General features: G+C 69.4%; 21 protein-coding genes and 1 riboswitch. Of the genes, 12 read left to right on the top strand and 9 right to left on the bottom strand.

From position 1 onward, the window contains the following. The first annotated feature begins 6 nt into the window (after positions 1–6). The 8 genes from cobN to AB4Z48_RS14575 all read left to right on the top strand — a co-directional run bounded on the left by cobN (position 7) and on the right by AB4Z48_RS14575 (position 11,149). Positions 7–3,801 (top strand): cobaltochelatase subunit CobN, encoded by a 3,795-nt coding sequence (gene cobN, locus AB4Z48_RS14610; RefSeq protein ID WP_441615063.1) that lies wholly within the window; start codon positions 7–9, stop codon positions 3,799–3,801. Next, positions 3,798–4,838 (top strand): ATP-binding protein, encoded by a 1,041-nt coding sequence (locus AB4Z48_RS14605; RefSeq protein ID WP_441615062.1) that lies wholly within the window; start codon positions 3,798–3,800, stop codon positions 4,836–4,838. The genes cobN and AB4Z48_RS14605 overlap by 4 nt, the downstream gene beginning before the upstream one ends. A 167-nt stretch (positions 4,839–5,005) precedes the next feature. After that, entirely contained in the window at positions 5,006–5,509 is a 504-nt protein-coding gene (locus AB4Z48_RS14600; protein ID WP_441615060.1) for a vWA domain-containing protein, read from the top strand. A 550-nt stretch (positions 5,510–6,059) separates the two neighbouring features. Further along, entirely contained in the window at positions 6,060–6,923 is an 864-nt protein-coding gene (locus tag AB4Z48_RS14595; protein ID WP_441615058.1) for an IclR family transcriptional regulator, read from the top strand. Between the two features lie 24 nt (positions 6,924–6,947). Continuing rightward, a complete protein-coding gene (locus AB4Z48_RS14590) occupies positions 6,948–7,889 on the top strand; it encodes a dihydrodipicolinate synthase family protein (protein ID WP_441615056.1) in 942 nt (313 codons plus the stop codon). A gap of 99 nt (positions 7,890–7,988) precedes the next feature. Continuing rightward, positions 7,989–8,702, top strand: a complete 714-nt coding sequence (locus AB4Z48_RS14585) for an SDR family NAD(P)-dependent oxidoreductase (protein ID WP_441615054.1) — start codon at positions 7,989–7,991, stop codon at positions 8,700–8,702. Between the two features lie 103 nt (positions 8,703–8,805). Then, positions 8,806–9,978 (top strand): mandelate racemase/muconate lactonizing enzyme family protein, encoded by a 1,173-nt coding sequence (locus AB4Z48_RS14580; RefSeq protein WP_441615052.1) that lies wholly within the window; start codon positions 8,806–8,808, stop codon positions 9,976–9,978. 187 nt (positions 9,979–10,165) lie between these two features. Then, a complete protein-coding gene (locus AB4Z48_RS14575) occupies positions 10,166–11,149 on the top strand; it encodes a Bug family tripartite tricarboxylate transporter substrate binding protein (protein WP_441615050.1) in 984 nt (327 codons plus the stop codon). 95 nt (positions 11,150–11,244) lie between these two features. Here the strand turns inward: AB4Z48_RS14575 and AB4Z48_RS14570 are convergent, their stop codons facing one another. The 3 genes from AB4Z48_RS14570 to AB4Z48_RS14560 are packed head-to-tail and all read right to left on the bottom strand — an operon-like array spanning position 11,245 to position 16,117. Further along, a complete protein-coding gene (locus AB4Z48_RS14570) occupies positions 11,245–12,303 on the bottom strand; it encodes a HoxN/HupN/NixA family nickel/cobalt transporter (protein WP_441615048.1) in 1,059 nt (352 codons plus the stop codon). Positions 12,304–12,332: 29 nt separating this feature from the next. Continuing rightward, positions 12,333–13,853, bottom strand: a complete 1,521-nt coding sequence (locus AB4Z48_RS14565) for a PepSY domain-containing protein (RefSeq protein ID WP_441615046.1) — start codon at positions 13,851–13,853, stop codon at positions 12,333–12,335. Between the two features lie 11 nt (positions 13,854–13,864). Continuing rightward, positions 13,865–16,117 carry a TonB-dependent receptor gene (locus AB4Z48_RS14560; RefSeq protein ID WP_441615044.1) on the bottom strand — a complete coding sequence of 751 codons (2,253 nt, stop codon included), beginning with the start codon at positions 16,115–16,117 and terminating at the stop codon, positions 13,865–13,867. A 125-nt stretch (positions 16,118–16,242) separates the two neighbouring features. Continuing rightward, positions 16,243–16,500, bottom strand: a riboswitch (cobalamin riboswitch). Between the two features lie 291 nt (positions 16,501–16,791). Between AB4Z48_RS14560 and AB4Z48_RS14555 the strand changes: the two genes are divergently transcribed. Beyond that, positions 16,792–18,348, top strand: coding sequence for a methyl-accepting chemotaxis protein (locus AB4Z48_RS14555; RefSeq protein ID WP_441615042.1), 1,557 nt, complete (start codon positions 16,792–16,794; stop codon positions 18,346–18,348). Positions 18,349–18,392: 44 nt separating this feature from the next. Here the strand turns inward: AB4Z48_RS14555 and AB4Z48_RS14550 are convergent, their stop codons facing one another. Both AB4Z48_RS14550 and AB4Z48_RS14545 read right to left on the bottom strand, forming a co-directional pair. Then, entirely contained in the window at positions 18,393–18,854 is a 462-nt protein-coding gene (locus tag AB4Z48_RS14550) for a DUF2501 domain-containing protein (protein WP_441615040.1), read from the bottom strand. A 448-nt stretch (positions 18,855–19,302) separates the two neighbouring features. Continuing rightward, a complete protein-coding gene (locus tag AB4Z48_RS14545; protein WP_441615038.1) occupies positions 19,303–20,265 on the bottom strand; it encodes a GlxA family transcriptional regulator in 963 nt (320 codons plus the stop codon). Positions 20,266–20,408: 143 nt separating this feature from the next. On the opposite strand from AB4Z48_RS14545, the gene AB4Z48_RS14540 reads away from it, so the two are divergent. After that, positions 20,409–20,717: a DUF1272 domain-containing protein gene (locus AB4Z48_RS14540; protein ID WP_441615113.1), complete on the top strand. Its 309-nt coding sequence runs from the start codon at positions 20,409–20,411 to the stop codon at positions 20,715–20,717. Positions 20,718–20,732: 15 nt separating this feature from the next. On the opposite strand, the gene AB4Z48_RS14535 is transcribed toward AB4Z48_RS14540, so the two are convergent. Continuing rightward, the gene (locus AB4Z48_RS14535) at positions 20,733–21,068 is read right to left on the bottom strand and encodes a cupin domain-containing protein (RefSeq protein WP_441615036.1); all 336 of its coding nucleotides are present in this window, start codon (positions 21,066–21,068) and stop codon (positions 20,733–20,735) included. A gap of 311 nt (positions 21,069–21,379) precedes the next feature. Here AB4Z48_RS14535 and AB4Z48_RS14530 point away from each other — a divergent pair, with 311 nt between their 5' ends. Beyond that, positions 21,380–21,802, top strand: coding sequence for a DUF3574 domain-containing protein (locus AB4Z48_RS14530; RefSeq protein WP_441615035.1), 423 nt, complete (start codon positions 21,380–21,382; stop codon positions 21,800–21,802). A 51-nt stretch (positions 21,803–21,853) separates the two neighbouring features. Here AB4Z48_RS14530 and AB4Z48_RS14525 read toward each other — a convergent pair whose 3' ends face one another. Continuing rightward, a complete protein-coding gene (locus tag AB4Z48_RS14525) occupies positions 21,854–23,092 on the bottom strand; it encodes a YbfB/YjiJ family MFS transporter (protein ID WP_441615033.1) in 1,239 nt (412 codons plus the stop codon). 301 nt (positions 23,093–23,393) lie between these two features. Here AB4Z48_RS14525 and AB4Z48_RS14520 point away from each other — a divergent pair, with 301 nt between their 5' ends. Beyond that, entirely contained in the window at positions 23,394–23,792 is a 399-nt protein-coding gene (locus AB4Z48_RS14520) for a DUF6632 domain-containing protein (protein WP_441615031.1), read from the top strand. A 51-nt stretch (positions 23,793–23,843) separates the two neighbouring features. Here the strand turns inward: AB4Z48_RS14520 and AB4Z48_RS14515 are convergent, their stop codons facing one another. Beyond that, a complete protein-coding gene (locus tag AB4Z48_RS14515; protein ID WP_441615029.1) occupies positions 23,844–24,278 on the bottom strand; it encodes a GFA family protein in 435 nt (144 codons plus the stop codon). 246 nt (positions 24,279–24,524) lie between these two features. Next, positions 24,525–25,979, bottom strand: a complete 1,455-nt coding sequence (locus AB4Z48_RS14510; RefSeq protein WP_441615027.1) for a GntP family permease — start codon at positions 25,977–25,979, stop codon at positions 24,525–24,527. Positions 25,980–26,093 lie beyond the last annotated feature (114 nt).

Here is a 26,093-nt window from a genome sequence, read left to right as displayed (position 1 = left end):
CACGCGATGCACCTGCTTTCCACCCGCCCGGGCGGCTTCGTCGACGACAACGCCGGCGTGGTGCGCATCGTGCAGAGCCCGGCGCGCATGGTGGTGCTGAGCGCGGCGGACACTACGCTGTCGCTGCTGGCCGGCGTGTTCCCGCGCCTGGGCGAAGACTTCCCCACGGTGCGGCTGGCCAACCAGATGTACCTGCGCCAGCCCGCCTCGCTCGACATGTACGTGGACGACGTGCTGCAGCACGCGAGCGTGGTGGTGGTGGATCACCTCGGCGGCGACAGCGACTGGGCCTACGGCCTGGAGCGGCTGACCGAACTGGCGCGCGCGCGCGGCCAGTTGCTGGTGATGTTCTCCGGCGACCTGGCCGAGGACGCCAACCTGCTGGCGCGCGGCAACGCGCCGCCGGCGCTGTCCCATACCCTGTGGCGCTACCTGCGCGAGGGCGGCGCCGACAATGCAGAGCAGTTCTTCCGCTGCCTGGCCCACCACGCCTTCGGCTGGGGCGAGCCGGCGCTGCAGCCGCGCGTGCTGCCGCAGGCCGCGCTCTACCATCCGGCCCACGGCGTCGCCACGATGGCGGACTGGCAGCGCGACTGGATTGCGGATGCGCCGGTGGCGGCGCTGGTCTTCTACCGCGCCCACCTGCAGGCCGGCAACACCGATGTGTTCGATGCGCTGATCGCCGCGCTGCGAGCCGAGGGCCTCAACCCGCTGCCGCTGGCGGTGAATTCGCTCAAGGACACCCTGTGCCGCGAGGTATTGCAGCAGCTCTGCGCGGAACACCGCGCGGCGCTGGTGCTCAATACCACGGCCTTCGCGGTGTCGTCGCTCGATGCGCCGCAGACGTTGGCGCTGGCCGGCGACGCGCCGGTGCTGCAAGTGGTGCTCAGCGGCGGCAACCGCGAGGACTGGCTGCGCGACAACCAGGGCCTGGGCGCGCGCGACGTGGCCATGCACATCGCCATGCCCGAGGTGGACGGCCGCATCATCACGCGCGCGGTCAGCTTCAAGGGCCTGTCCTACCGCTGCCCGCATACCGAGGTGGACGTGGTGCGCTACCAGCCCGACGCGGAGCGCATCGCCTTCGTGGCGGCGCTGAGCCGGCGCTGGTGCCGCCTGCGCCGGATGCCCAACGCCGACAAGCGCGTGGCGCTGGTGCTGGCCAACTATCCGTCCAGCGAAGGGCGCATCGGCAATGGCGTGGGCCTCGATACGCCCGCCTCGGTGGTGGGCATCCTCGCCGCGCTGCGCGAGCACGGCTATCACTGCGAAGGCCTGCCCGCCGACGGCGACGAACTGATGCGCGGGCTGACGCAGGGCATCACCAACGACCTTGCCCAGCACGGCTGGCGCCCGGCCTTCCAGAGCCTGYCGATGGCGGACTACCTGGGCCACCTGCGTAGCCTGCCCGAGGAAAACCAGCGTGCCATCGCCGCGCAATGGGGCGAACCCGGGCAGGACCCGATGGTGCGGCAGGGCCGCTTCATGATCGCCGGCGTGCGCAGCGGACATCTGTTCATCGGCCTGCAGCCGGCGCGCGCCTACGCGCTGGCGGCCGGCACCACCGGCGCGCAGGACTACGCCAGCTACCACGACGCCGAACTGGTGCCGCCGCACGGCTACCTGGCCTTCTATTTCTGGCTGCGCCATGCCTTTGGCGCCGATGCCGTGGTCCACGTCGGCAAGCACGGCAACCTGGAATGGCTGCCCGGCAAGAGCGTGGCGCTGGCCGACTCCTGCTGGCCAGACGCCATCCTCGGCCCGCTGCCGCATCTCTACCCGTTCATCGTCAATGACCCGGGCGAGGGCGCGCAGGCCAAGCGGCGCGCGCAGGCTGTCATCATCGACCACCTGATGCCGCCGCTCACGCGCGCCGAGAACTACGGCCCGCTGCAGGACCTGGAACGCCAGGTCGACGAATACTACGAGGCGCTGGCGGTGGACCCGCGCCGCGCGCGGCTGCTGCGCAAGTCCATCCTCAAGCTGATCGTGGACCAGCAGTTGCACCGCGAGCTGGGGATCGACGCGCCGGCCGACAGCGACGGCGAGGATGCGCTGCTCAATCGTACCGACACCTATCTGTGCGAGCTGAAGGAATCGCAGATCCGCGATGGCTTGCATGTCTTCGGCGTGTCGCCGCAAGGCCGCCAGCGGCGCGACACGCTGCTCGCGCTGGGCCGTTTCCCGAGCGGCGACGGCCGGGGCGCGCAGGCCAGCCTGCTGGCCGCGCTCGCCGCCGATCTCGGGCTGGGCGAGGGCTTCGATCCGCTCGACGCGGACTGGGGCGCGCCGTGGCAGGGGCCGCGCCCGGCATTGCTGATGGCCGTCGATGCCGGCGCATGGCGTCACCACGGTGACACGCGCGAACGACTGGAAATGCTGGCGGCGCAGTTGCTCGGCGACGATGCAGTGCCGGCCGGCCTGCCGCAGGCCGCCGCCGTGCTGGCGCGCCTGCATGGCGAGGTGGCGCCGGCGCTGGACGCCTGCGGCGAGCAGGAAATGCGGCAGCTCGCGCGCGGGCTGGCCGGGCAATTCGTGCCGCCCGGCCCGAGCGGCGCGCCATCGCGCGGCCGCCCCGACGTGCTGCCCACCGGCCGCAATTTCTACTCGGTCGATACGCGCGCGGTGCCCACGCGCACGGCCTGGACGCTCGGCCTCAAGTCCGCCAATCAACTGATCGAGCGCCATCTGCAGGAACATGGCGATTATCCGCAGGCGGTGGGGCTGTCGGTATGGGGCACGGCCACCATGCGCAGCGGCGGCGACGACATCGCGCAGGCCTTCGCGCTGATGGGCGTGCGGCCGCGCTGGGCGGCCGGCAGCTTCCGCGTGACCGACTTCGAGATCCTGCCGATGGCGATCTTCGACCGCCCGCGCGTGGACGTGACGCTGCGCGTGTCGGGTTTCTTCCGCGATGCCTTTGCCAACGTCATGCGCCTGTTCGACGCCGCAGTGCAGGCCGTGGCCGAACTGGACGAGCCGCCCGAACTCAACCCCCTGCGCGAGCGCGTGCTGGCCGAGCGCGCCCGCCTGGAAGCGCAGGGCCTGCCCGCCGCCGAAGCGCGCCGGCGCGCCGGCTGGCGCGTGTTCGGCGCGCGCCCGGGCGGCTACGGCACCGGGCTGCAGGACCTGATCGACAGCCGCGCCTGGCAGGACGACAACGACCTCGCCCAGGCCTACCTGCATGCCGGCGGCTACGCCTACGGGCAGGGCACCGACGGCGTGGAGGCACGCGCCAGCTTTGCGCAGCGCCTGTCGGGCCTGGACGCCGTGGTGCAGAACCAGGACAACCGCGAGCACGACCTGCTCGACGCCAACGACTACTACCAGTTCCAGGGCGGCATGGCCGCCGCCGCGCGCACCTTCGGCGGCGCGCAGCCGGCCATCTACCATGGCGACCACAGCAACCCGGCCGCACCGCGCATCCGCACGCTGCAGGAAGAAATCAGCCGCGTGATCCGCGCGCGCGTGGTCAATCCCAAGTGGATCGACGGCGTCAAGCGCCACGGCTACAAGGGCGCCTTCGAGATGGCCGCCACCGTGGACTACCTGTTCGGCTTCGACGCCACCACGCGCGTGGTATCCGACCACCAGTACGCGCTGGTGACCGACGCTTACGTGAACGACGCCGACACGCGCGCTTTCCTGCGCCGGCACAACCCGCGCGCGCTGCACGCCATCTGCGAGCGCCTGCTCGAGGCCGCGCAGCGCGGCCTGTGGCAGGCGCCCGGCGAGCGCCGCGCCCAACTCGAACAGCACCTGCTCGACAGCGAGCAGGCATTGGAAGGAGCCTCCCGATGACCGCCGCCGCACAGCGCTCGCGCTTGCCGTTTCCGTTCAGCGCGCTGGTAGGCCAGCAGCGCCTGCAGCAGGCGCTGCTGCTCGCCGCGGTGGACCCCGGCATCGGCGGCGTGCTGGTGAGCGGCCCGCGCGGCACCGCCAAGTCCACCGCCGCGCGGGCGCTGGCCGAGCTGCAGCCCGAAGGGCAGTTCGTCACGCTGCCGCTGGGTGCCAGCGAGGAACAACTGACCGGCACGCTCGACCTGGGCCATGTGCTGCGCCAGAGCGAGGTGCGCTTCGCCCCCGGCCTGCTGGCGCGCGCGCACCAGGGCGTGCTCTACGTGGACGAGGTCAACCTGCTGCCCGACCATCTCGTGGACCAGTTGCTCGACGTGGCCGCCAGCGGCATCAACGTGGTGGAGCGCGACGGCGTCTCGCACCAGCACGAGGCGCGCTTCGTGCTGGTCGGCACCATGAACCCGGAGGAGGGCGAACTGCGCCCGCAATTGCTGGACCGCTTCGGCCTGGCGCTGACGCTGGAGAACTGCACCGATCCCGCGCAGCGCCAGGCCATCGTCCGCACCCGGCTGGCCTTCGACACCGACCCCGAAGCGCTGCGCGCGCGCCATGCCGGCGCGCAGGACGCCTTGACGCGCCAGGTGCATGCCGCCCGGGCCGCGCTGCCGGCACTCGCGTTCAGCGACGCGGTGCACGAACGCGTTGGCCGCCTGTGCCTGGACGCCGCGGTGGACGGTGTGCGGGCGGACCTTGTGATGCTGCGTGCGGCACGCGCGCTGGCTGCGCTGCAGGGCGACGCGGCCATCGTGCCCGCGCACGTGGACACCGTGGCCGAACTGGTGCTGCATCACCGCCGGCAGGTGCCGCCCGAACCGGGTCGCGCGCCGGGCCACGAACATGCCGACGACCGCAGCGAAGCCAGCCCCGCCGCAGCGGGCTCCGCCAACCCCTGGGGCGCGCTGCCGCCACCCGCGGCCAGCACGGCGGCGGGCATCGCACCGGTCAAATCCGTGAGGCCGCTGCCCGCAAAAAAAGCCTGAGCCACCGGCAGGCCGCCGCCGATTCCCGGCAAGGCGGCAACCGGTGGCAAGGCCCCCGCTTCTCCGCGCCAGGCCCCTCGCATGGCCGCCTGAACGGCCAGCGCATCCACTGGCCGCGCACGCTCGCCGCCAAGCGCACCGCACCGCTCGCGCCGGGCCACCTGCGCATGCGGGCGCAGCAGGCGCAGGCGGGCGTGCTGCATTGCTTCGTGCTGGACTGTTCCGCCTCCATGCTGCACGGCCGCCAGCTCGCGCTTGCCAAGGGCGTACTGCTGCGCCTGCTGCAGCGCGCCTACCAGGCCCGCGCCGAGGTCGCGCTGGTGTGCTTCGCCGGCACCCATGCCGAAGTCCGCCTGCAGCCGGCCCGCGCCCGGCCGTGGAGCGAAGCGTGGATTCGTCCCATCGCCGGCGGCGGCGGCACGCCGCTCGCGCTCGGCATGCAGCGCGCGGGCGAGCTGCTGGCCCGCGCCGCGCGCCGCCGTCCGGCGCAGCAACGCTGGCTCTGGCTGCTCAGCGACGGCCGCAGCCCGGAGCAACCCGTGCGACCGCACCGGGCGGACGCCGTGATGGTGGTGGACTTCGAGCAGCAGGCGGTAGCGCTGGGGCGGTGCCGCGAGCTGGCCGCGGCCTGGGATGGGGAGTATTTGCTGGCGCAGGCGCTGGTCGCCTGAATGATCGGCTGTCCGCGCCGACGGCATTCCCGGGGCCGGGCGCGCAGGCCGGCTACAGATCTGCAGTTGGGTGGAAGTGGATTCCTGTACCGCCAGTACGCACCGGTTTCGTCCCGGGCTTGTTTCGAGCCACGGCCGCGACGGCATGGCTAAGTGGAAACCATTAGCGGTTCGTCCTTGCTCCTGCCTGAATCCAGGTACTAGAATATCCTACATCGCGAATAAGAATTCGCAATCCGAATATTTAGGTGATGCACGGGTGATGCACGGGTGAAGCACAGATGAAGCGCAGGTAACTCGTACATGCGGCACAAGCCGGCAAGATGACCGGCGGGGCGAGGTACCACATGCGTTTCCAGAATTTTTTTTCGTGTTTAATTTGCGAATAAAAATTCGCAATCCGAATTAACCAGCCGCGATGGCGTATCGGCACTGAGGTGGCACTGAGATGGCACTGAGGCGATAGGCATGCGCGGTTTATCAGCGAGGGCTTTCCTCCGTCAGTTCGACGAATTAAAATTCGCATTCCGAACTAACAGTGGAGATTGACATGGCACCCGAGAACACAGTCCGTTCCGCATCGAAGGCGAGCAGCGCGGGCGACGCATCGAAGAACACGGTGCAGTCGCTGGCGAAGGGCTTCCGCATTCTCGAAGCGTTCTCGGCACAGGAACCCGAGCTGACCATGGCCGAGGTGGCGCGCCGCGCAGGGCTGGACAATGCCACCGCCTTCCGCTTCCTCAATACGCTGGTGGACATCGGCTATGTGCAGCGCGTGCCGGACACGCGCCTGTTCCGGCTGTCGCTCAAAGTGCTGGACCTTGGTTTCGACGCCATTGCCCATGCCGACCTGCGCACGCGTGCAAGGCCGATCCTGCGCGCGCTGGTGGGGGAGATCAATGAAGCCGCCTCGATTGGCGTGCTGGATGGCGCGGACGTGCTCTACGCAGAACGTGTGCAGGCCGGGCTGACGCGGCTCGGGGTCGATATCCGTATCGGCAGCCGGGTGCCGGCGTATTCCACGGCGGTCGGCTACGCCATCCTGGCATCGCTGCCACGGGACACGCAGACCCGCGTGCTGGACGCGCAGCCGCGCCAGAAGCTGACCGACCACACCCTCACCGAGCTCGACATCATTCTCGAGCGGCTCGAGACAGTGCGCGCCAAGGGTTACGCATTGTCCGACCAGGAAACCGTGTCCGGCCTGTACGTGGTCGCCGCACCGGTGCTGGACGTGGACGGCGTGCCGCTTGCGGGCCTGAGCGTGGCCGCACCGGCGATGAATACCTCGCTCGACGATTTCGAATCGACCACGGCGCCGGCGGTAGTGCATGCCGCTACCGAACTGGCCCGTGCGTTGCAACCCTCCGGAGGCTTCATTCCGCCTTCCTTATCGCCAACCTTGCGCCGCTAGCGCCTGCTTCACCAGGAGACAAACGTGTCTGATATCAATTTCCGCGGCATCATCCCCGCCATCGCGGTCCCGTTCAACGCGGACTACAGCATCAATGAGCCGGAACTGCGCCGCTTTTCCCGGTGGCTCGGCGGCCAGGAGGGTGTCACGGCGCTGATGACCAACGGCCACACGGGCGAAGTCTTCTCGCTGACCCCGCGCGAACGCGCCGAGGTGACGCGTATCACCGCGGACGCCACCAAGGGCATCTGCCCGGTGATCTCGTCGATCGTCTGCGAAGGCATCAACGATGCCGTGGAGCAGGCCGGCTGGGCCAGGGAAGCTGGCGCCGCGGGACTCGATATCATGCCGCCGCACCACTGGCTGCGCTTTGGCTTCAAGCCCGAGCACTGCCTCGACTATTTCAACGCCATCGGCAAGGCCAGCGGCCTGCCGCTCGTGGTGCATATCTACCCGGCCTGGACGCGCGGCTCCTATTCGTCCGAGTTGCTCGCCGAACTGGCAAGGCTGCCTTATGTGAAGGCGTTCAAGATGGGCGAGCGCGAGATGAACAAATATGCGCGGGACATCAAGGAGATCCGCGCCGCCGACCCCACCAAGGTGCTGATGACCTGCCATGACGAATATCTGCTGTCGTCGATGGTGCAGGGCATCGACGGCGCGCTGGTCGGCTTCGCCTCGCTGATCCCCGGCCTGATCAACGACCTGCTCAAGGCGGTCCAGGCCGGCGACCTGCACGAAGCGATGCGCGTGCAAGCCCTGATCAATCCCCTCAAGGACGCGGTGTACGGCGCCGGCGAGCCGACCGGCGAAGCGCACGGCCGCATGAAGGCCGCCATGGCGCTGGCCGGCATCATCAGCGACGGCACGGTGCGCCCGCCAACCCACGCGCCGTCGGCTGCCGAACTGGCTGCCATCCAGGCCGCGCTTGCGCAGGCCGGCATTACCCAGAAGGCCGCGGCCTGATACTGCCGCGCCGATGCCCGGCCTGTGAGCGGCCCGCAGCCATGCGCGGCGGCGCCGCGGCGGCATGGTCGCCAGCGATGTGTTTTCGGGAGGGACCAGATGAGCCAATCGACGCAGAACCAGGACACGCCCGCGCAACCGGCAAGGCACGCCATTGTCACCGGCGCCAGCTCCGGCATCGGCGCCGCCATTGCCCGGCGCTTGCTGGACGCAGGCTGGCACGTGACCGGCCTGGACCGTACGCCGGTGGCCAGCAGCGAAGGTTTCAGCGCGATCGAAGTCGACCTGACCGACGCACCGCGGCTGGCGGCCGCTGTCGGTGCGCTGCCGCGGGTCGATGCCATCGTCCATGCCGCCGGCTTCATGCGCACGGCCGCGCTGGGCGAACTCAAGCCGGAAGACGGCGAGGGCATGTGGCGTATCCATGTGCAGGCCGCCTCGGTGCTGGCCAATGCGCTGCTGCCGGTGCTGCCCGACGGCGCGCGCATCGTGCTGATCGGCAGCCGCACCGCTGGTGGCGCACCCGCGCGCAGCCAGTACGCGGCAACCAAGGCCGCGCTGCTGGGCATGGCGCGTTCATGGGCGGCGGAGCTGGCGCCGCGCGGCATCACGGTCAACGTGGTGGCGCCCGGCGCTACCGAAACGCCGATGCTGAACGACCCCGGACGCAAGGGCACGCCGCCGCGCACGCCGCCCATCGGGCGCTTTATCCGCCCCGGCGAAGTGGCCGGCGTGGTGAGTTTCCTGCTCGGCCCGGACGCAGGGGCCATCACCGGCCAGCAGATCGTGATCTGCGGCGGCGGGTCGCTGTAGCGCGGCCAGGCCGCACCGAAGACAACGAGATACCGGATACACCGAACACCGGATACACCGAACACCGAACATACACCGCATACACCGAACACTGGAGATAGCCATGTCTGTGCGCATCATTGACGTCCGCGAGGTGACGAAGCCGATTTCGTCGCCCATCCGCAATGCCTATATCGATTTCTCGAAGATGACGACCAGCCTCGTCGCCGTGGTGACCGACGCCTTCCGCGACGGCAAGCGCGTGATCGGCTACGGCTTCAACTCCAATGGCCGCTATGGCCAGGGCGGCCTGATCCGCGAGCGCTTCGCGCCGCGCATCCTGGCGGCCGATCCGGGCTCGCTGCTGGACGACACCGGCACCAATCTCGATCCCGGCCGCGTGTGGGCCGCAACCATGTCCAACGAGAAGCCCGGCGGCCACGGCGAACGCTCGGTCGCGGTCGGCACCATCGACATGGCGGTCTGGGATGCCGTGGCCAAGATCGCCGGCAAGCCGCTGTTCGGGCTGCTGGCCGAGCGGCACGGCGTCAAGGCCAACCCGCGCGTGTTCGTCTACGCCGCCGGCGGCTACTACTACCCGGGCAAGGACCTGGGCGCCTTGCGCTCCGAGATGCGCTCCTACCTCAAGCGCGGCTACAACGTGGTCAAGATGAAGATCGGCGGCGCCAGCATCGAGGAAGACAGCGCGCGCATCGAAGCCGTGCTGCAGGAGATCGGCGCCGACGCACAGCTTGCCGTGGATGCCAACGGACGCTTCGATCTCGATACCGCCATCGCCTACGCCAAGATGCTGCGCGACTATCCGCTGTTCTGGTACGAAGAGGCCGGCGATCCGCTGGACTATCACCTGCAGGCCACGCTGGCCGAGTACTACCCGGGCGCCATGGCCACCGGCGAAAACCTGTTCAGCCACCAGGACGCCCGCAACCTGATCCGGTATGGCGCCATGCGCCCCGACCGCGACTACCTGCAGTTCGATTGCGCGCTGTCCTATGGCCTGGTCGAGTACGAACGCACGCTGGAAGTGCTGAATACGTTCGGCTGGTCGCCGCGCCGCTGCATCCCGCACGGCGGCCATCAGATGTCGCTCAATATCGCCGCCGGCCTGGGCCTGGGCGGCAACGAAAGCTATCCCGACCTGTTCCAGCCGTATGGCGGCTTCCCCGATGGCGTGAAGGTGATCGAAGGGCATATCACCATGCCAGAGCTGCCCGGCATCGGCTTCGAAGGCAAGGCCGACCTCTACGCCGAAATGGTGGCGCTGGCGCAGCCATGAATCGCCGCGCGTCGGGGACAAGGCGCCGCTGACCCGGGACCGAGAACCGCCATTGATGGCGGCACCGGGACCAACGGCAAGCGCACCGCGCTGGCCTTGTCGATCGATACCACGCGCCGCGGGCGCGCCGGGCCATGGCCCGGCCACCCGGCGGCATGCGCTTTCAGTCGAGATACAGGAGACAAAGATGCAATTGAACACGCTGTCCCGCCGGCTTGCCCGTCGCGCCGCCCAGGCGCTGCTGCTGTGCGCCGCCGCCATGGCCACCGCCGTTGCGCAGACCTATCCCTCCAAGGCCGTGCGCGTCATCATTCCGTTTCCGCCCGGTGGCCCGACCGACACGGTCGGCCGCATGCTGGCGCAGAAGCTGGCCGAGCAGACCGGGCAGAGCTTCATCGTCGACAACCGCCCCGGCGGCCAGGGGATCATCGGCGCCGATGCGGTTGCCAAGGGGGCAGCCGACGGCTATACGCTGCTGTTCAGCGCCTCCACCTTCACCACCACGCCGATGACGCTGAAGTCGTCGCCCTACGACGTAACGCGCGACTTCACGCCCGTTGCGCTGGTGGGCAAAGGCCCGCTGGCGGTGTCCGTCAATCGCAAGCTGCCCATCAACAACATCAAGGAGCTGATTGCCTATGCCCAGGCGCATCCGGGCAAGATGTCGTTTGCCATCGGCTCGCAGGCCTCCGCCGGCCACCTGTCGACGGAGATGCTCAAGCGCGCGGGCAAGATCGACTACCTGGTGGTGCCGTACAAGGGCTCTGCGCCGGCCTACCAGGACCTGATCGGCGGTGCCATCGACGGCTTCATCGATCCCGTGCTCGGCGCCCTGACATACCATAAGAGCGGCATGGTGCGCGTGGTCGCGGTGACCTCGAAGGACCGCCTGCCATCCATGCCCGACGTGCCTACCGTCGGCGAGACCGTGCCTGGCTACGAGTTTTACTCGTGGTACGGTCTGTGGGGGCCGGCCAAGCTGCCGGCGGAGGTGACCAGGCGGCTCAATGCCGAGGTCAACAAGGCGCTGTCTTCCGACCTGCGCGCCAGACTGGCAGAGCAGGGCTACCTGCTGTCGCCCGGGACGCCCGAGGATTTCGCGCGCTTCGAGAAGGAAGACATGGCCCGCTCCGCCAAGATCGTGGCGGAGGCGAAGATTCGCGCGGAATAGGGCGGACTTCGGCCCCAACTTCCGCCCCGGCTTCGGCGCCGACTTCGGTGCCGACGTCGGGGCGGACTTCGGGGCGGGATCGCGCCTGGCCGGTCTCACCCCATCCGCACCTCGATCTCGTCGTACCGGCGTACCCGGTACACCACCATCGACACCAGCCAGCTCAGCACGAACACGCCGATGATCACGTAGCCGAGCATGCCGAAGTGCGCGTTCAGCTCGCCAACCACGTCCCACAGGCCGCCTTCCAGGCCAAGCTTGTCGGCGATCAGGCCGAGCGCCTCGATGCCGCCGATCACCACCGCCACCACCACCGACACCAGCGTGATGGTCATGTTGTAGTAGAGCTTGCGGATCGGCTTGGTGAAGGCCCAGCCGTAGGCGCCGAGCATCAGGATGCCGTCGGTGGTGTCCACCAGCGACATGCCCGCCGTAAACAGCGCGGGGAACACCATGATGGTCCAGAACGGCACGCCCTTGGCGGCCTCCGCGGCGGACAGGCCGAACAGGGCCACTTCGGTCGCGGTGTCGAAGCCGAGGCCGAACAGCAGGCCCATGGGAAACAGGTGCCAGCTGCGGCTGGCAAGGCGGAACAGCGGGCGGAACAGCCGCGCAAGGAAGCCGCGGTTGTTGAGCAGCAGGTCCAGGTCTTGCTCCTTGAGCGCTTCGCCGCGCCTGACGGCGCGGAAGGCGCGCCACACCGAGATCAGGATCAGCAGGTTGAAGAAGGCCAGCAGGAACAGGAACAGTGCCGACACGCTGGTGCCGATCATGCCGCCCACGGCCTTCATGTCGGCGAAGCGGGTCTGCAGCGCGGCGGCGGCCACGGCGATGCCGATCGACATCAGCGTGACCACGGTGGAGTGCCCGAGCGAAAAGAAGAAGCCGACCGCGACCGGACGCTTGCCTTCCTGCATCAGCTTGCGCGTGACGTTGTCGATGGCGGCGATATGGTCGGCGTCCACGGCGTGGCGCAGTCCCAGCGAGTAGGCGAGCACGGCCGAGGCCAGCAGCATGGGGTGGTCGCGGAAGGCGGCCAGCGCCCAGATCCAGGCGCCGACATTGGCGGCGATCAGGAAGGCGTACAAGGCGATGACCTTGCGCCGTACGTCGGCGTGCTGGTCGTTGAAGATGCTGGCGAGGAAGCGGAGCATGGTCGGTTCTGTGATCTAGTGCGAATCGGTCAGCGTTGTGTCCCGGCGCGGCGACGGGGGCGGAACAGGCGCCGCCAGCCTATCACCACGCCGCTGACGGAGATGAGGAGCCCGGCGGCGGACAGCGCCCACACGGCAATGTCCCACGCGGGCCGGTGCCGCAGCAGCCAGCCCAGGTCCCAGCTGTGCGCCGCGTTGAACAGCCAGCGGTAGGCGCGCCGGCTGCCGTCGCTGCGGCCGAGCAGGCTGCCGTTGGTGGCGTCGAGATAGGCCCAGGTGGCGGCGGCGTCGTCGAAGCGTACCCGCAGCACGGGCAGCTTGCGCGGCTGGTGATGGCTGTACCAGTAGTCGTCCGGCTGCGTCAGCAGTTCGCTCCCGGCGATGCCGGCCCCGGGCACCAGGCTGGCGGCAGCTGCGGTGAGCCGCTCGCCGGTTGGCGCGAGCGCGGCGCCGGTATCGGCGCGATAGGCGAGGCCGTCCTGCGCCGCGGTCGCCACCAGCAGCACCGGCTGGCCTGCCTGCCACGTCATGCGGATTTCGCGCGGTCGCCCGGCGGCGCGCAACTGGCTGGCCAGCGCGCTGCCGTCCAGATCGGCAAAGCGCGGCAAGGTCTGTCCCGCATAGCGCTCGAGCGCGGCCTGGTCGAAATTCCGCCCCGGGAACCACTGGTTGGGGTTGACCGAGAGCCAGCCGCTGGCCAGCCATGCCAGCAGGAACAGCGCGCCGCCCAGCCCGGCGACATGGTGCCAGGCCATCCAGCCGTGGTAGGGCGAGGTGCCGCCCGCGCTGCCATGCGCAAAGCGGCGCTGCACGCGCAGCCGCAGCCAGCCGATCCAGATGCCGCTCACCGCCACGGCCATGCACACGCCGGAGGTCCACAGCACCACCTGCCGCCACAGCGGGGGATCGGCGCGCACCGGCGTGAAGTACAGCCAGTGCGGCACCGCGCCCAGCCAGTTCCAGAAGCGCTCGGCGCGCCTGGTGTCGCGCATGACTTCGCCGGTGCGCGCGGACACGTACAGTTCGGTGCCGGCATCGTCGTCCAGCGCGATGCGGTGCAGCGGGCGCCAGGCGTTCAGGCCGTTGGGCACGGTCCACTGGTCGCGCTCGGCGGTCTCGACCCAGCGTGCCTTGCCCACACGGGCGAAGCGCGCGGCGATGTCCTGCGCGGTGGCGGCATCCACCTGCCCGATGGGCGCGCCGTCGCGCGCGGAGACCGTGTGCGGCGTGCCGCGCCAGTCGACCATGCGGTAGACCGGCTGGGTGCCCATCATCTCCAGGCGCAGGCTGCGCGGGAAGCGCTCCAGGCCGGCGCTGGCCATGGCGGCGGCCGGCGTGACCCGCACCGCGGGCAGGTCCAGCGGCGGCAGGCCGGCGAGGCGTTCTGCATCGGTCAGCGCGGGAAAGGCCACGTACATCATGACCAGGCCCGAGAGAAACCACATCGCGATCAGCAGGCAGCCGGCGATGCCGGCCCAGCGGTGGATCAGGTAGAGCCAGCGTCGCGTGAAGCGCCAGCCGCGCTCCCGCCAGGACCCCGGGCGGCGCATCGTGGCCATGCCTAGAAGTAGAAGTTGGCCGACAACTCTGCCGCGCGCGGCCGCCCCAGCAGCCACTGCCCGCCGCTGTTGCCGGAGGTCTCGGCGTAGTTGCGGTTGAACAGGTTGTACACGCGCAGCGCCAGCGCCGTCTTGCGCGACACGCGCCACTGCAGCGAGGCGTCCACCACGGTGTACGAGGGCATGGCCGTGGTGTTGGCGTTGTTGGTATAGCGCCGGCCCACATAGCGCAGGCCGCTGCCCACCTGCCACTGCGGCGCGAAGGCCCAGGTCAGCCACAGGTTGGCCGCCTGCTGCGGCACGCCAGTCGGCACATTGCCGTTGCGCGAGACCAGCGCGCCGTTCACGCTTTCGGCGAAATCGTCATAGCGCGCGCGCAGCACGGTGCCGTTGGCGTCCACGCGCAGGCCGCGCATGAGTTCGATGCTGAGGGAGGCTTCCAGCCCGCGCGAGGACTGCTCGCCTACCTGCACCGTCAGCGCCGGGTTGCTGGCGTCGCGCGTGAGCAGGTTCTTCTTCACGATCTGGTACGCGGCGAAGGTCCATTCGCCGCGCTGGTCCCAGAACGATTGCTTGATGCCGGCCTCGATCTGCCGGCCGGTGGCGAGCTTGAAGTCCTTCTGCGCGTCCGAGGTGGTGATCAGCGCGCCGAGCGGATCGGTGGCGGTGGCGTACTGCGCGTAGACCGACAGCTTCGGCGTGAGCTCGTAGACCGTGCCGGCGCGCCACGTCACGTTGTTGAAGTTGCGGGTCCAGTCGTCGCCAGTGAGCAGGTTGCCGCGCTCGAGCTGGGCATGGTCGAAGCGCACGCCGCCTATCACCGACCACTGCTGCGTGAGCTTGAGGCGGTCCTCGCCGAACAGGGCGGCTTGCGTGGTGTGGGTGCGGTAGCGCGGCGAAGTGACCACCCCCGGCGGGCTGAAGAACTGGCCCGGATCGAACTGATAGGCGTTGACGGTGGACGTGCCGCCGTAGGGCGAGTTGTTGCTGTGGGTGAAGTTGATGCGGTTGACGTCGAAGCCCACCGTGGCGGTGTTGGCCATGCCGAACAGCTGCCCGTCGATCTTCAGGTCGGCGCGGTCGCCTACCTGTTCCTGGTCGTGCAGGATTTCCAGGTAGTCGGTGCGGCGCACCTGGCCGGAGGCGGGGAGGAAGGTGTAGGACTCGGCATCGCGCCAGTGGCGCTGGCTGGTGAGGTAGTAGAACTGGTTGCGCACGGTCACGCGTTCGTTCGGYTGCCATTGCGCGGCCAGGCGCGTCCAGCGGTCGCGGTAGGTGATCTCGCTGTCGCCCACGTTGTAGTTCTTCGTGCGCAGCGACGTATCCAGGCTGCCGTTGACCAGCGGCGTACCGAAATAGCGCATCGGGTGCTGGTCGCCGTCGTCATAGGACAGCGTGACATTGAACTCCGGCGAGACGTCGAGCCGCACCGCGGCGGATACGGCCACGTTGCGCGATTCGCCGCGTTCCACCCAGCCGGCGGAGCGTCCGTAGTTGACATTGAAGCGGTAGGAGAGGTTGTCGTTGACCGCGCCGCCGGTGTCGAAGGCCGCGCGCGCCGTCCGCTGGGTGCCGCCGGTGAGCTGCAGCTCGTTGGTGATCGGCGCGCGCATCGGCTTCTTGGGAATCACGTTGACCACGCCGCCGATGGCGCCCTCGCCATACATGACCGACGCCGCGCCGCGCAGCACCTCGATGCGGTCAACCGACCAGGTATCGAAGGGGAAGGTCACCGTGCCGGCCGCCACGTAGAGGCGCGTGCCGTCGTAGAGTTGCATCACCGAGCCCTGGCCCGAGAAGCCGCGCGCGGTCAGCGCGGTGCCGCCGTTGCCGGGGGCGCCGTTGGCGATGATGCCGGTGGCGCGGGACACGGCGTCGCTCACGGTCAGGTCGCCGCGCTCGCGGATCACCTCGCCGGGCAGCACCTCCACGCTGGCCGGGGTCTCGAGCGGCGTCAGTCCCAGCCGGCTGGCGGTACTGGCAGGTTCCGACAGCGACAGGCCGGGCAGCGCCGCCGCGCTGCTGATCACCACCGGCGGCAGCACGGCGGCGTCTTTCGGTGCCGGCTGCGCATGCGCGCGGCCGGGTGCTTCGGTGTCTTCGGCGGCCCGGGCGGCCTCCGCGCCGGCGCCGGCAAAGGCCCCCAGCGACAGTGCCAGCGCACAACCGCGGGCCAGCTTGCGGCGGGTGGGGGAAAACCGGGGCCGGACAGGGCCGGGCGGGGCGGTGCGGGTGAAACGGGAGCGCGCGGGCATGGACTTTCCATCGTGAGCCGCAGGCGACCCCGCCCGCGGCAATGAACGAACAAGCCACGGACGCGCGCGCAATGGCGCCGGGACGCATGCCCGGCAGCCTCACGCCTTGCCGCCCGTCCGCAGCCTCGGTGATCGTTCGCAAGGCCGGTATCCGGGCTCGCAGGGGGACGCACTGCCGCTTGGGCGCGTCCAGGGTGCCGCCTTCCCACGCGTTCCGACGCGCAGTGGCTGCCGCGGCCTGTGGGCCCGGCGTGACACCTTTCTACCTGCTGACCGTTGCGGGGGCAGCACAGGATTTGCCGCGCACATGGCGGCGCACCTGTTTCCCGTTTAACCCTCGCCGCGTGTCGCGCGGCGGGGGCACCTTCGAACCTGTTGCAATCCAATTGCAGGAGCAATGTGGAAAGCGACCGCGATTGTAACGGGATTTCTACTGTGCTTGCCTGGTGGCCTGGCCCTTCGTTGTGATCACGCACACCGGGGCGGTGGTGCACCGGGATGGCGATCTGCGGCGCGATTTTGGTGCTTTATGCGCCATTCCGTCCGCATCCTGGTGGCTTCTTGCGGAGATGCCGCACGCAGCGCTAAAGAAGACAAGGTGCGCTCCGATATCCGTGCATGCCGCGTGCCTTTTGCATCGCCGGCGCATGCCTGGATATAAAGCGAACCCTTCCATGAATCACCTGACCCTGCGAAAAAAGCTGTGGATCCCCCTCGTGCTGGCCTGGCTCGGCCTGCTGCTGCTGACCGTGACGCACGCCTTCCAGACCCGGCAACTGCAGATGGCGGACCGTCGCGGCGAACTGGCCAACGTGGTCGACATGTCGCTGTCGCTGGTGCGTGACTACGCCGAGCAGGCGCGCCTGGGCAAGATGACCGAAGACGAAGCCCGTGCGCAGGCCATCGCCCGCATCGCCGCGCAGCGCTACGGCAAGGATGGCTATATCACCATCGTCGGCGCGGATTCGGTGCTGGTGATGCATCCGATCAACGCCAAGCTCAACGGCAAGAACATGATCGACTTCAAGGATGCCAAGGGCAATGCCTTGTACGTCGAGATTGCCGCGCGTGGCGCGTCGCCCGAGGGCGCGGGACACCTGGACTACTGGTGGCCCAAGCCCGGCAGCGACCAGGCCAGCCCCAAGATCGGCTACGTGGCCCGCTACAAGCCGTGGGGCTGGGATCTCGTCGCCGGCACCTATATGGATGATGTGCAGGCACAGTTCCGCGCTTCCCTGTATCAGTCGCTTGGCCTGCTGGTGCTGCTCGGCATCGTGATCTCGGTGGTGGCCACGCTGCTGATCCGCAGCATCCAGCGCTCGGTCGGTGGCGAGCCCGCTGCGGCGGCGGCGCTGGCGCTGCGCATGGCCGGCGGCGACCTCACGGTGCGTGCCGACACCGCCCCGGATGACAATGCCAGCCTGATGTACGCCATCGGCCATATGCGCGACCAGCTTGCCGGCACGGTGGCGGGCATCCAGCAGTCGGCCGATTCCATCAGCGCCGCCGCGCAGCAGATCGCCGCCGGCAACACCGACCTGTCGAGCCGCACCGAGCAGCAGGCGGCCTCGCTGGAGCAGACCGCCGCCAGCATGGAGCAGATCACCGCCACCGTGCGCCAGAACGCCGACAACGCCGCCGAGGCCAGCCAGTACGTGGCCGATGCCGCGCAGATCGCGCAGCAGGGCGGCAGCGTGGTGAGCGAGGTCGTGGCCAAGATGCGCGGCATCACTGCCAGCTCGCGCAAGATCAACGACATCATCGGCGTGATCGACGGCATCGCCTTCCAGACCAATATCCTCGCGCTCAATGCAGCGGTGGAAGCCGCGCGTGCCGGCGAGCAGGGCCGCGGCTTCGCCGTGGTGGCCGGCGAGGTGCGCAACCTCGCGCAGCGCAGCGCGGGTGCCGCCAAGGAAATCAAGACCTTGATCGTGGAATCGGTGGGGCAGGTCGACAGCGGCTCCGCCCTGGTCGAGCAGGCCGGCCAGACCATGGCCGAGATCGTCAACGCGGTGGGCCGCGTGACCGCCATCATGGACGGCATCGCCTCGGCCACGGCCGAACAGCGCACCGGCATCGAGGAGGTCAACCGCGCGGTCTCGCAGATGGACCAGATGACGCAGCAGAACGCAGCGCTGGTGGAGCAGGCCAGCGCGGCCGCGGCCTCGCTCGAAGACCAGGCCGGCGCGCTGCACCATGCGGTGTCCGCCTTCCGCCTCGTGCCGGCATGAGTGCGCGGGCCGGGCGCGCGCCGTTTGCGCGCCCGGCCCTATCCCTATAGCAGCGACTTGCCCTGCGCCAGGATCTTGTCGCAGACCTGCTTGGTGACCTGATCCTTGAGGCCGCCGCCGCTGAGGTCGAACTTGTTGCCGTCGCTGCTGCTGAGTATTCCCTTGGCGCCGTCCGTGTAGCCGGGGTCCGATGTCGCCGAGCCGCCGAGCTTGCCCATCAGCTGGTCCTTGACGGACGAAGCGCCGCCGCCGCCGAGGTAGTTGTTCTTGACGCAATACTCCAGCACACCGGCCACATTGCCGATGCTGCCGGAACTCAGCGATTGCAGCGAAGGCATGCCGCCGCCCAGGCTGCCGGCGAGGCCGCCCAGGCCGCCGGTGCTGCTTCCTCCGCCCTGCGTGGCTCCCTTGAGCATGTCGCCGATCTGCGCGTGGATCGCGGCCGCCGGCAGCAGGCCGGCGAGCAGGATCGACACGGCAGTGATGCGGTAGATGCTGGATTTCATGCGGTCTTCCTCCGGGGTGGGATCATGGCAGCTTCCAATATAGTGCGTGGCGGGCAGGCCATCGCCACGGGTGCACGGGCGCGACCCAGCCCGCGGCGCTCCGGCGCTGGCGCGCCCGGTAGCCGGATGCCCCTTGCGACCCACCGCAGGGACAATGCATCACTCGCGGGTGCGGCGCGGCCCATGCCGGCGCGGAAGCCGGCCCCGCATTTCCCCTGGATCGGCGGATCGGCAATGGCGGCGCGGCGGTATACGTGGCTGCCGGGCGGGAACTGCGGGGCCGCGATTGCTGGGTCGCGGTGCGCGCGCTCGCCCCGCTCATCTCCAGCCCGTTCTTCCTGGGGGCGTCGGCCAATGGCGTGGAGACCTCGGCCCCGCTCCACTGCGCCGGAGGCGGCACGGTCGCCCGCGCGACAGCGGCGCAAGACGCCACGGGCCGGGTCGCGCATCAAGCGGATGCCATGCGCCAGGCAGACGGCGTCACGGCCTCCTCCTGGCGCCATGCAGCCCGCAATGCGTGCGGGCTGGCAAAGCCGCAGTGCGCGGCCACCTGTTCCATGGGCCAGTCGCTTTCGCGCAGCAGCCGCCGCGCCAGCGCAACGCGCAATTGCTGCTGGTACTGCTTTAGCGTCACGCCGCATTGCTGGTGGAACAGCCGGGCCAGTTGCCGGTAGCTCAGCGCGAAGCGGGCGGCCAGCGCCGCATAGGGCAGCGCGTAGTCCGGCCGGGCCGTCAGGAAATCTTGCACGGCGTGGATGACCGCGTGATCGTGGTCGCGGTAGCGTAGTTGCGCGTCGAGCGCGGGATCCTGGCTCAGGCGGCGGAACGGCACCACGTTGTCGCGCGCCACGCGGATCGCCGCCGGCGCGCCGAAATCGCGCGCGATCAGGTGCAACGCCAGGTCGATGCCGGCCGTGACGCCGGCCGAGGTGACCAGCCCGCCGTCGTCGACCAGCAGCCGGTTAGCCAGCACGCGCGCGCGCGGATGGCGTTGCTGCAGCCGCTGGAGGTAGTCGTGGTGGGTGGTGCAGTCGCGCCCGTCGAGCAGCCCCGCGGCGCCCAGCAGCCAGGCGCCGGTGCAGACGCTGGCCAGCAGGATGTCGCCAAGGCGCGGGCGCGCAATGCGCTGCAGCCATTGCACGATCTGCCTGTTGCCCGGTGACAGCGGGGCGTCTGGCGCGAGCTTGCATCCCGCCACGATGACGGCATCGCCGTGCGCCAGCGTGGCCGGCAGGGGCTTGAGCGCGCTCAGCCTCAGGCCCTGGAAGCTCTCCAGCTCGCGTTCCGGTCCCACGCAGATGCACTCGACCGAGCCCAGCCCCAGCTCGCCCAGCGAGCCGAACAACTGCAGCGGCCCGGCCAGGTCGAGCACGTGCACTTTTGGCGGGAGGACGAAGTAGATCCGTTTCATTCGATGGCGGGGCGGGGCCGTTCAATGGATGGCATGTTTTTTACGCCGGGAGGCAGAGTATCTGCTTTGCGCCAGGCTGCTTTGTTTTTACCATGGCACATAACTTACCTGGCCATACTGGCCACCTCATCACGGGAGACATGATGCTACAGCTCAGACCGACTTGCGAACACTGCGACAAGGCGCTGCCGCCGGCTTCGGGCGAAGCGCGCATCTGCAGCTATGAATGCACGTTTTGCGCCGCGTGCGTGGACGATATCCTGCAGAACGTCTGTCCCAATTGCGGCGGCGGCTTCACGCCCAGGCCGGTGCGGCCCGCGCGCAACTGGAAGAACAACAATTGCCTCGGCAAGGACCCGGCCAGCACGCAGAAGAAGCACAAGCCGGTCGATCCGCAGGCACATGCGCTTTTTGCCGCGCCCATTGCCGGCATTGCGCCGGAACAGCGCTGAGCGGCCGGGAAAAAGCTATTCGTCCCGATGGTGCAGCAACGTCATCAGCACCGAAGCATCCTCGATGCCGCGCAGCGCGTGCGGTGCGCCGGGCGCCAGGTACATCAGGTCGCCGGCGTCCATGCGCTGGCTGCTGCCATGCGCCTCCATCTCGATCGCGCCCTCCAGGCAGAGCACGGTGATCGCGCCGGGCACGCTGTGTTCCGGGAGCGACTTGCCGGCCGGCAGCACCAGTCGCATGACCTGCAGGTCCGCTGCGCGCACCAGCGTCAGGTTCTGGGCCTGCCGCAGCGCGGCGCCCAGCGGGCGGAGTTTGACGATCTCACCGGTTGCTGCGTGATGCTGAGCCATGACCATTCTCCATCGATGCGGACGCGCCGGCAGGTGGCCGGCGCCATGTGAAGGGGACTTCCGCCAGCTGTCGCCAGCCATGCTACCGGAATAGCGCAGCACCCGCCCCGGCGCAAGGGCGCGCTGGCGTCAGCACGCGCCAGGCCGTGGCAGCCTTACCGAAACACGCCCGCTCGCCGGACCGGCGGCGCTGCAATGGCTTGCCCCCGGCGCCGTGATTTTCTAGCATGGTTGCGCAGGCGCGGCTTGCCGCGAATACCGCGGCGGTCCCGCCGTCCCGACACACCGCGCGTACCCACGGAGCCTTGTCCTTGCTGCTTCGCCTTCGCCTTCGCCTTGCCGCGGCCCTGGTGCCGGTCCTTGCGGCTGCCGCCTGCGCCAGCGTGCCGGGCCTGCCGTGCGCGCCAGGCGAACATCGCGCCGTTGCCGAGTTGATGTATTTCGGCACGGCCATGCCGGGCGGGACGGTGTCGGAAGACGCATGGGCCGCCTTCCTGCGCGATTCCGCCACCCCGCGCTTTCCGCAGGGTTTGACAGTATGGCGGGCGGCCGGACAGTGGCGCGCGCCGGGCCCGGAGGGGATCGGGCGCGAAGCAGCCTATGTGCTGAGCATCGTGCATGGAGATGACGACGCTAGCAACGCTGCGGTGCGCGCCATTGCCGCGGAGTACAAGGCGCGCTTCAGCCAGGAGGCGGTGCTGCGGACCAGAAGCGCGGTCTGCGCCGCGTTCTAGCGCGCAGATTCCCGGCGGAGCGCCTCGCCGGGCTGGATGGATGGTTCGCTCTCAGTGCGCGCGGCTTGCGTCCTGGCGGCGCACCGCGAAGTCTGCGAGCAGCGCCACGACCAGCGCCACGCCGCCGCAGGCGAAGATCAGCGCATAGTTGTTGTGCGAAACGCCGAACAGATAGGAGTAGCCGTAGCCGCCGAGCGCCTGGAATAGCGCGAACGCCGTGGTGGCGCGGCTCCACGCGGCACGCTGCTCGACATGGTCGTGCGGCACCATTTCATGGATGCGGCCCAGCGTAAGCGGCACGATGCCGGGCGTGAAAATACCGAGGATGACCGTGGCAACGCCGATCAGCACGGCGCTGCCCGACAGCGCCAGCATGGCCGCTGCAAGCGCCTGCAGCGCCAGCGCGATGCGATAGGCGGAGCGGAAGCCGATGCGGTCCGCGACGTTGCCGCACAGGACCGGGCCGGCGATGGCCGCAATGCCGTACAAGACCCAATAGCTCGCACCGACGGCCGCACCGCGGCCGAGCCCGCGCGCTACATAATCGACCAGCAGCACCATGGCTGGCACCAGGCCCAGCGCGTTCGCTGCGTACTGGGCATACAACACCCGCATGGCCGTGTTCGCGCCGCGGGCCGGGGCGGCAGCGGATTGCGCTGGCGCGCTAGCGGCGCCGGCGGCTTGCGCTGCGTTATCGCCGGGCCAGCCGAACCAGCTCACCGCGGTCAGCACGAGGGCCACCACGCCGAGCCCGAGCCACGTGTCCCGCAGGCCAAGCTGCAGCAGTTGCGGAACGATGGTGCCGGACGCGGCGATGCCAAGGCCCAGCCCGAGGAAGATCATGCCCCCCGCGAAGCCGCGGCGCGCCGGCGGGATGTGCGGCAGGATCGTGGTCGCCACCAGCACCATGATGGCGCCGCCCGACAAGCCCGAAGCAAAGCGCCACAGGAAGAACCAGCTCACGGAAAGCGGAAAGCCGCAGGCAAAGAAGGCCACCGTGGCGACCAGCATCAGCAAGCGCAGCGCGCTGCGGTTGGACAGCGCGCTGGCGAGCGGGCGGCCCAGCAAGGCGCCGGCCAGGTAGCCGGCGAAATTGGCCGCGCCGAGCGTCACTGCTTGTGACGAGGTGAACCAGTGCGCCTGGATCAGCGAAGGGATCAGGGGCGTGTAGGCGAACCGGGCCAGCCCGATGGCGACCAGGCTGCCGCAAAGGCCGGCCAGCATGGCGAACATGGCTTGCGCATCCAGCGCGCTGGCGCGGCCTGGCATGGCAAGGGTGTCTTGTGACATGAACTTCTCCTGCGATGGACCCGAAGCCGTTGGCGACAGGCCTTCCATTGTGGGAACGGCGTCAGCGTGAAAGCGATTGCCTTGTTTTGTTGCGATCGATATAGAACGGATACTATAACACTCGATATAAAACGCAAGCAGATTTTTTGTGGCAAATAGTGCACAGCAGGACGAGATGGCCGGGCCCGCTTCATGCCGGTCTGTTCGGCACCCCGCATGCCGGGCCCGGCATGCGTTGAGACCCGCGGATGCGCGTGAAACAATGGCCTGGCGTGTTAGCTATGCAAACGGGAGAGCGAAAATGACAGACAACGCCCGCCTTCGGCTGCTCCGGATCGCGCTGGTAGTGGTGGGCGCGGTTGCGCTCGCGCTCTATCCGCTGATGGTGCTGTGGCCATCCGGCTGGGCATGGCACAGCGGGTACTCGGACTATCCGCTGATGATCGTCGGCATCTACGCGACGCTGGGTGTGTTCCTGATCCTCGCGGCGCGCGATCCGCTGCGCCACCTGAGCCTGATCTGGTTCACGGTGTGGTCGAGCCTGGTGCACGGCGGCATCATGGCTGTCGAGGCGCTCGCGAGCGTGCACCAGCGCGGGCACCTGCTTGGCGACGTGCCCGGTTTGCTTATCGCAGCAGCGGTGCTGGCCGTGCTGACACCGCGCGGATCGACGGTGCGGCGGCTGCGCGGGGAGCGCTAGGCCGCGGGCCGGGCGCTCCGGGGCAGGCCGGCCGCCCGGAGGTGCCGGGCGCTATGCGCCGGCCGGCAGGATCTCCACATCCGCAATCCAGTTGCGCTGCCGCCGCGCCAGCCGGTCCTCCGTGCTTTCGCCGTCGAAGGTGGTGCTTGCGGGATGGCGCACCAGCGCCGGATCCACGCCTTCCAGCGCATTGACGCTGACCACCGCATAGAGCCGCCCGCCGATCTGGCAGCTGACCAGCGGGACCACACCGCAGCGGGTGCAGACATGGAAGCGGGCAGTCTCGGTGCCGAAGGCGTATCCGGAGACGGCGGCGGGGTCCTTGACGATGACCCTCAGCGAGCCCTCGGGGCAGGAGGTCCAGACCCCGCCATGCTTGGTGCAGAACGAGCAGGTGCAGCGGCGCGCGGGGATCTCCGGCGCGTCGGACTTCCAGTCGAGCGTGAACGAGATATTGCCGCAGTGGCAGCTGCCGGTGGTGAGCATGCGACGGCTCCGGGGTTCCGATAAGGACGTTGAACGGATGCATCCTGCATTGGGGAGATGCAGCGTCCGGCGACCATATCACGAGTGAGCGCAGGGGCGGAACACGGGCGTGAATCCTGCCCCACCGGCAACCCGCTGCCGGACGACCGTACCTCGGTGACGAAAGACGTGGCGCGCCCTGCCGCTACCGCGCCGGTGCAACGTGCATTCGCCCGGGAGCCAGGATCGCGGCGGCCGCAGCCGTCGTTAGAAGGATCCGAAGGTCCCGCCGATGAGGATCACCGCGACCAGTGCGGCGATGGGGCCGGCGATGCCCACCACCACGATGTCACGATAGCTCTCGCGGTGGGTGGTGCCGCACACCGCCAGCAGGGTTACCACCGCGCCGTTGTGCGGCAGGCTGTCGAGCGTGCCGGCGCCGATCACGGCGACACGGTGCATCAGGGCCGGGTCGATGCCGGTGACTTCGGCCAGTTGCAGATAGGTGCCGCCGAGCGCCTGCAGCGCGATGGTCAGGCCGCCCGAGGCCGAGCCGGTCAGCGCGGCCAGCACATTGGTGGCCACCGCGAGCGATACCAGCGGACCGCCCTCGATCGACAGCACCCAGTCGCGCACCACGTCGAAGCCGGGCAGGGCTGCCACCACCGCGCCGAAACCCACCAGGCTGGCCACGCTCACGGCCGGCAGYACGGCCGCATTGGCGCCGGCGTCCATGCTCTCGCGCAGCTTGCGCAGGCGCTTGCGGTGCAGGATCAGCAGGCAGAGCGTGGCGGCCGCCAGCGCCACGATTACCGACCACACCCCGCCCAGCGCCGCCAGGCTGGTGCCGCCCCAGCGCTCGTCGGCCAGGTAGCCGGCGTCCTGGCGCGGCAGTACCAGCAGGCTCATGACCAGGTTGACGGCGACCACCACCACCAGCGGCGCGAAGGCGCTCCACACGGCAGGCAGTTCTTCGCTGCGCGCGCCGCGGTGGGCCTCGGCGGGATCGAATTCGCGCGCCACGGTGGCGCGCTCGCGCACCAGCGCATCGTCGGCAGCGCGGTCGGCGCAAGCCAGCGCATGGTCGCCGAAGGTCTCGCCCGCGCGGCGCGCGGCACGCTCCACCCGCCCCAGCCACCAGAGCCCGAAGCCCAGCATGATGGCCGCGGCAATCACGCCCAGGCCCGGCGCGGCGAACGGCGTGGTGCCGAAGAACGGCATGGGGATGGCGTTCTGGATGGCCGGCGTGCCCGGCAGCGCGGACATGGTGAAGGTGGAGGTCCCAAGCGCGATCGCAGCCGGCATCAGCCGGCGCGGGATCTGCGCGGCGGCAAACAGCGCCTGTGCCATCGGCGCCAGCACGAAAAAGGCCACGAACAGGCTGACCCCGCCATAGGTGACCAGCGCACCGGCCAGCACCACCGCCAGGATGGCCCGCCGCGGGCCGAGCTTGAGGATCATCCAGGCGGCGATGGCGTTGACCGAGCCGCTGTCGTCCATCAGCTTGYCGAACAGCGCGCCCAGCAGGAACAGCGGGAAGAACTGCGCGAAGAAGCCCGCCGCATTGGCCATGAAGGTCTGGGTCCAGTGCGCCAGCAGCGGCTCGCCCGCCGTGGCCGCGGCCAGCAGCGCGGCGGCCGGCGCCAGCAGCAGGATGCTCCAGCCCCGGTAGGCCAGCCAGATCAGCAGGCCAAGGGCGAACAGGATGCCAGCAAGACCCATGGGGCAGTTCTCCCGTAGCAGTTGGTCGAGGTCGCAGGAGGAGCGCCGGCACAGCGCATCCACGTGCCGGGACAGCAGGCCGGAGGCGGCCTCGCGTCCCGGTTCGGGCGCCGG

It is taken from the genome of Cupriavidus sp. 2TAF22 (assembly GCF_052115045.1).
Classification (GTDB): domain Bacteria; phylum Pseudomonadota; class Gammaproteobacteria; order Burkholderiales; family Burkholderiaceae; genus Cupriavidus.
Note: the sequence above shows the minus strand (reverse complement) of the source record. Positions and strands in the feature narration are given on the sequence as shown.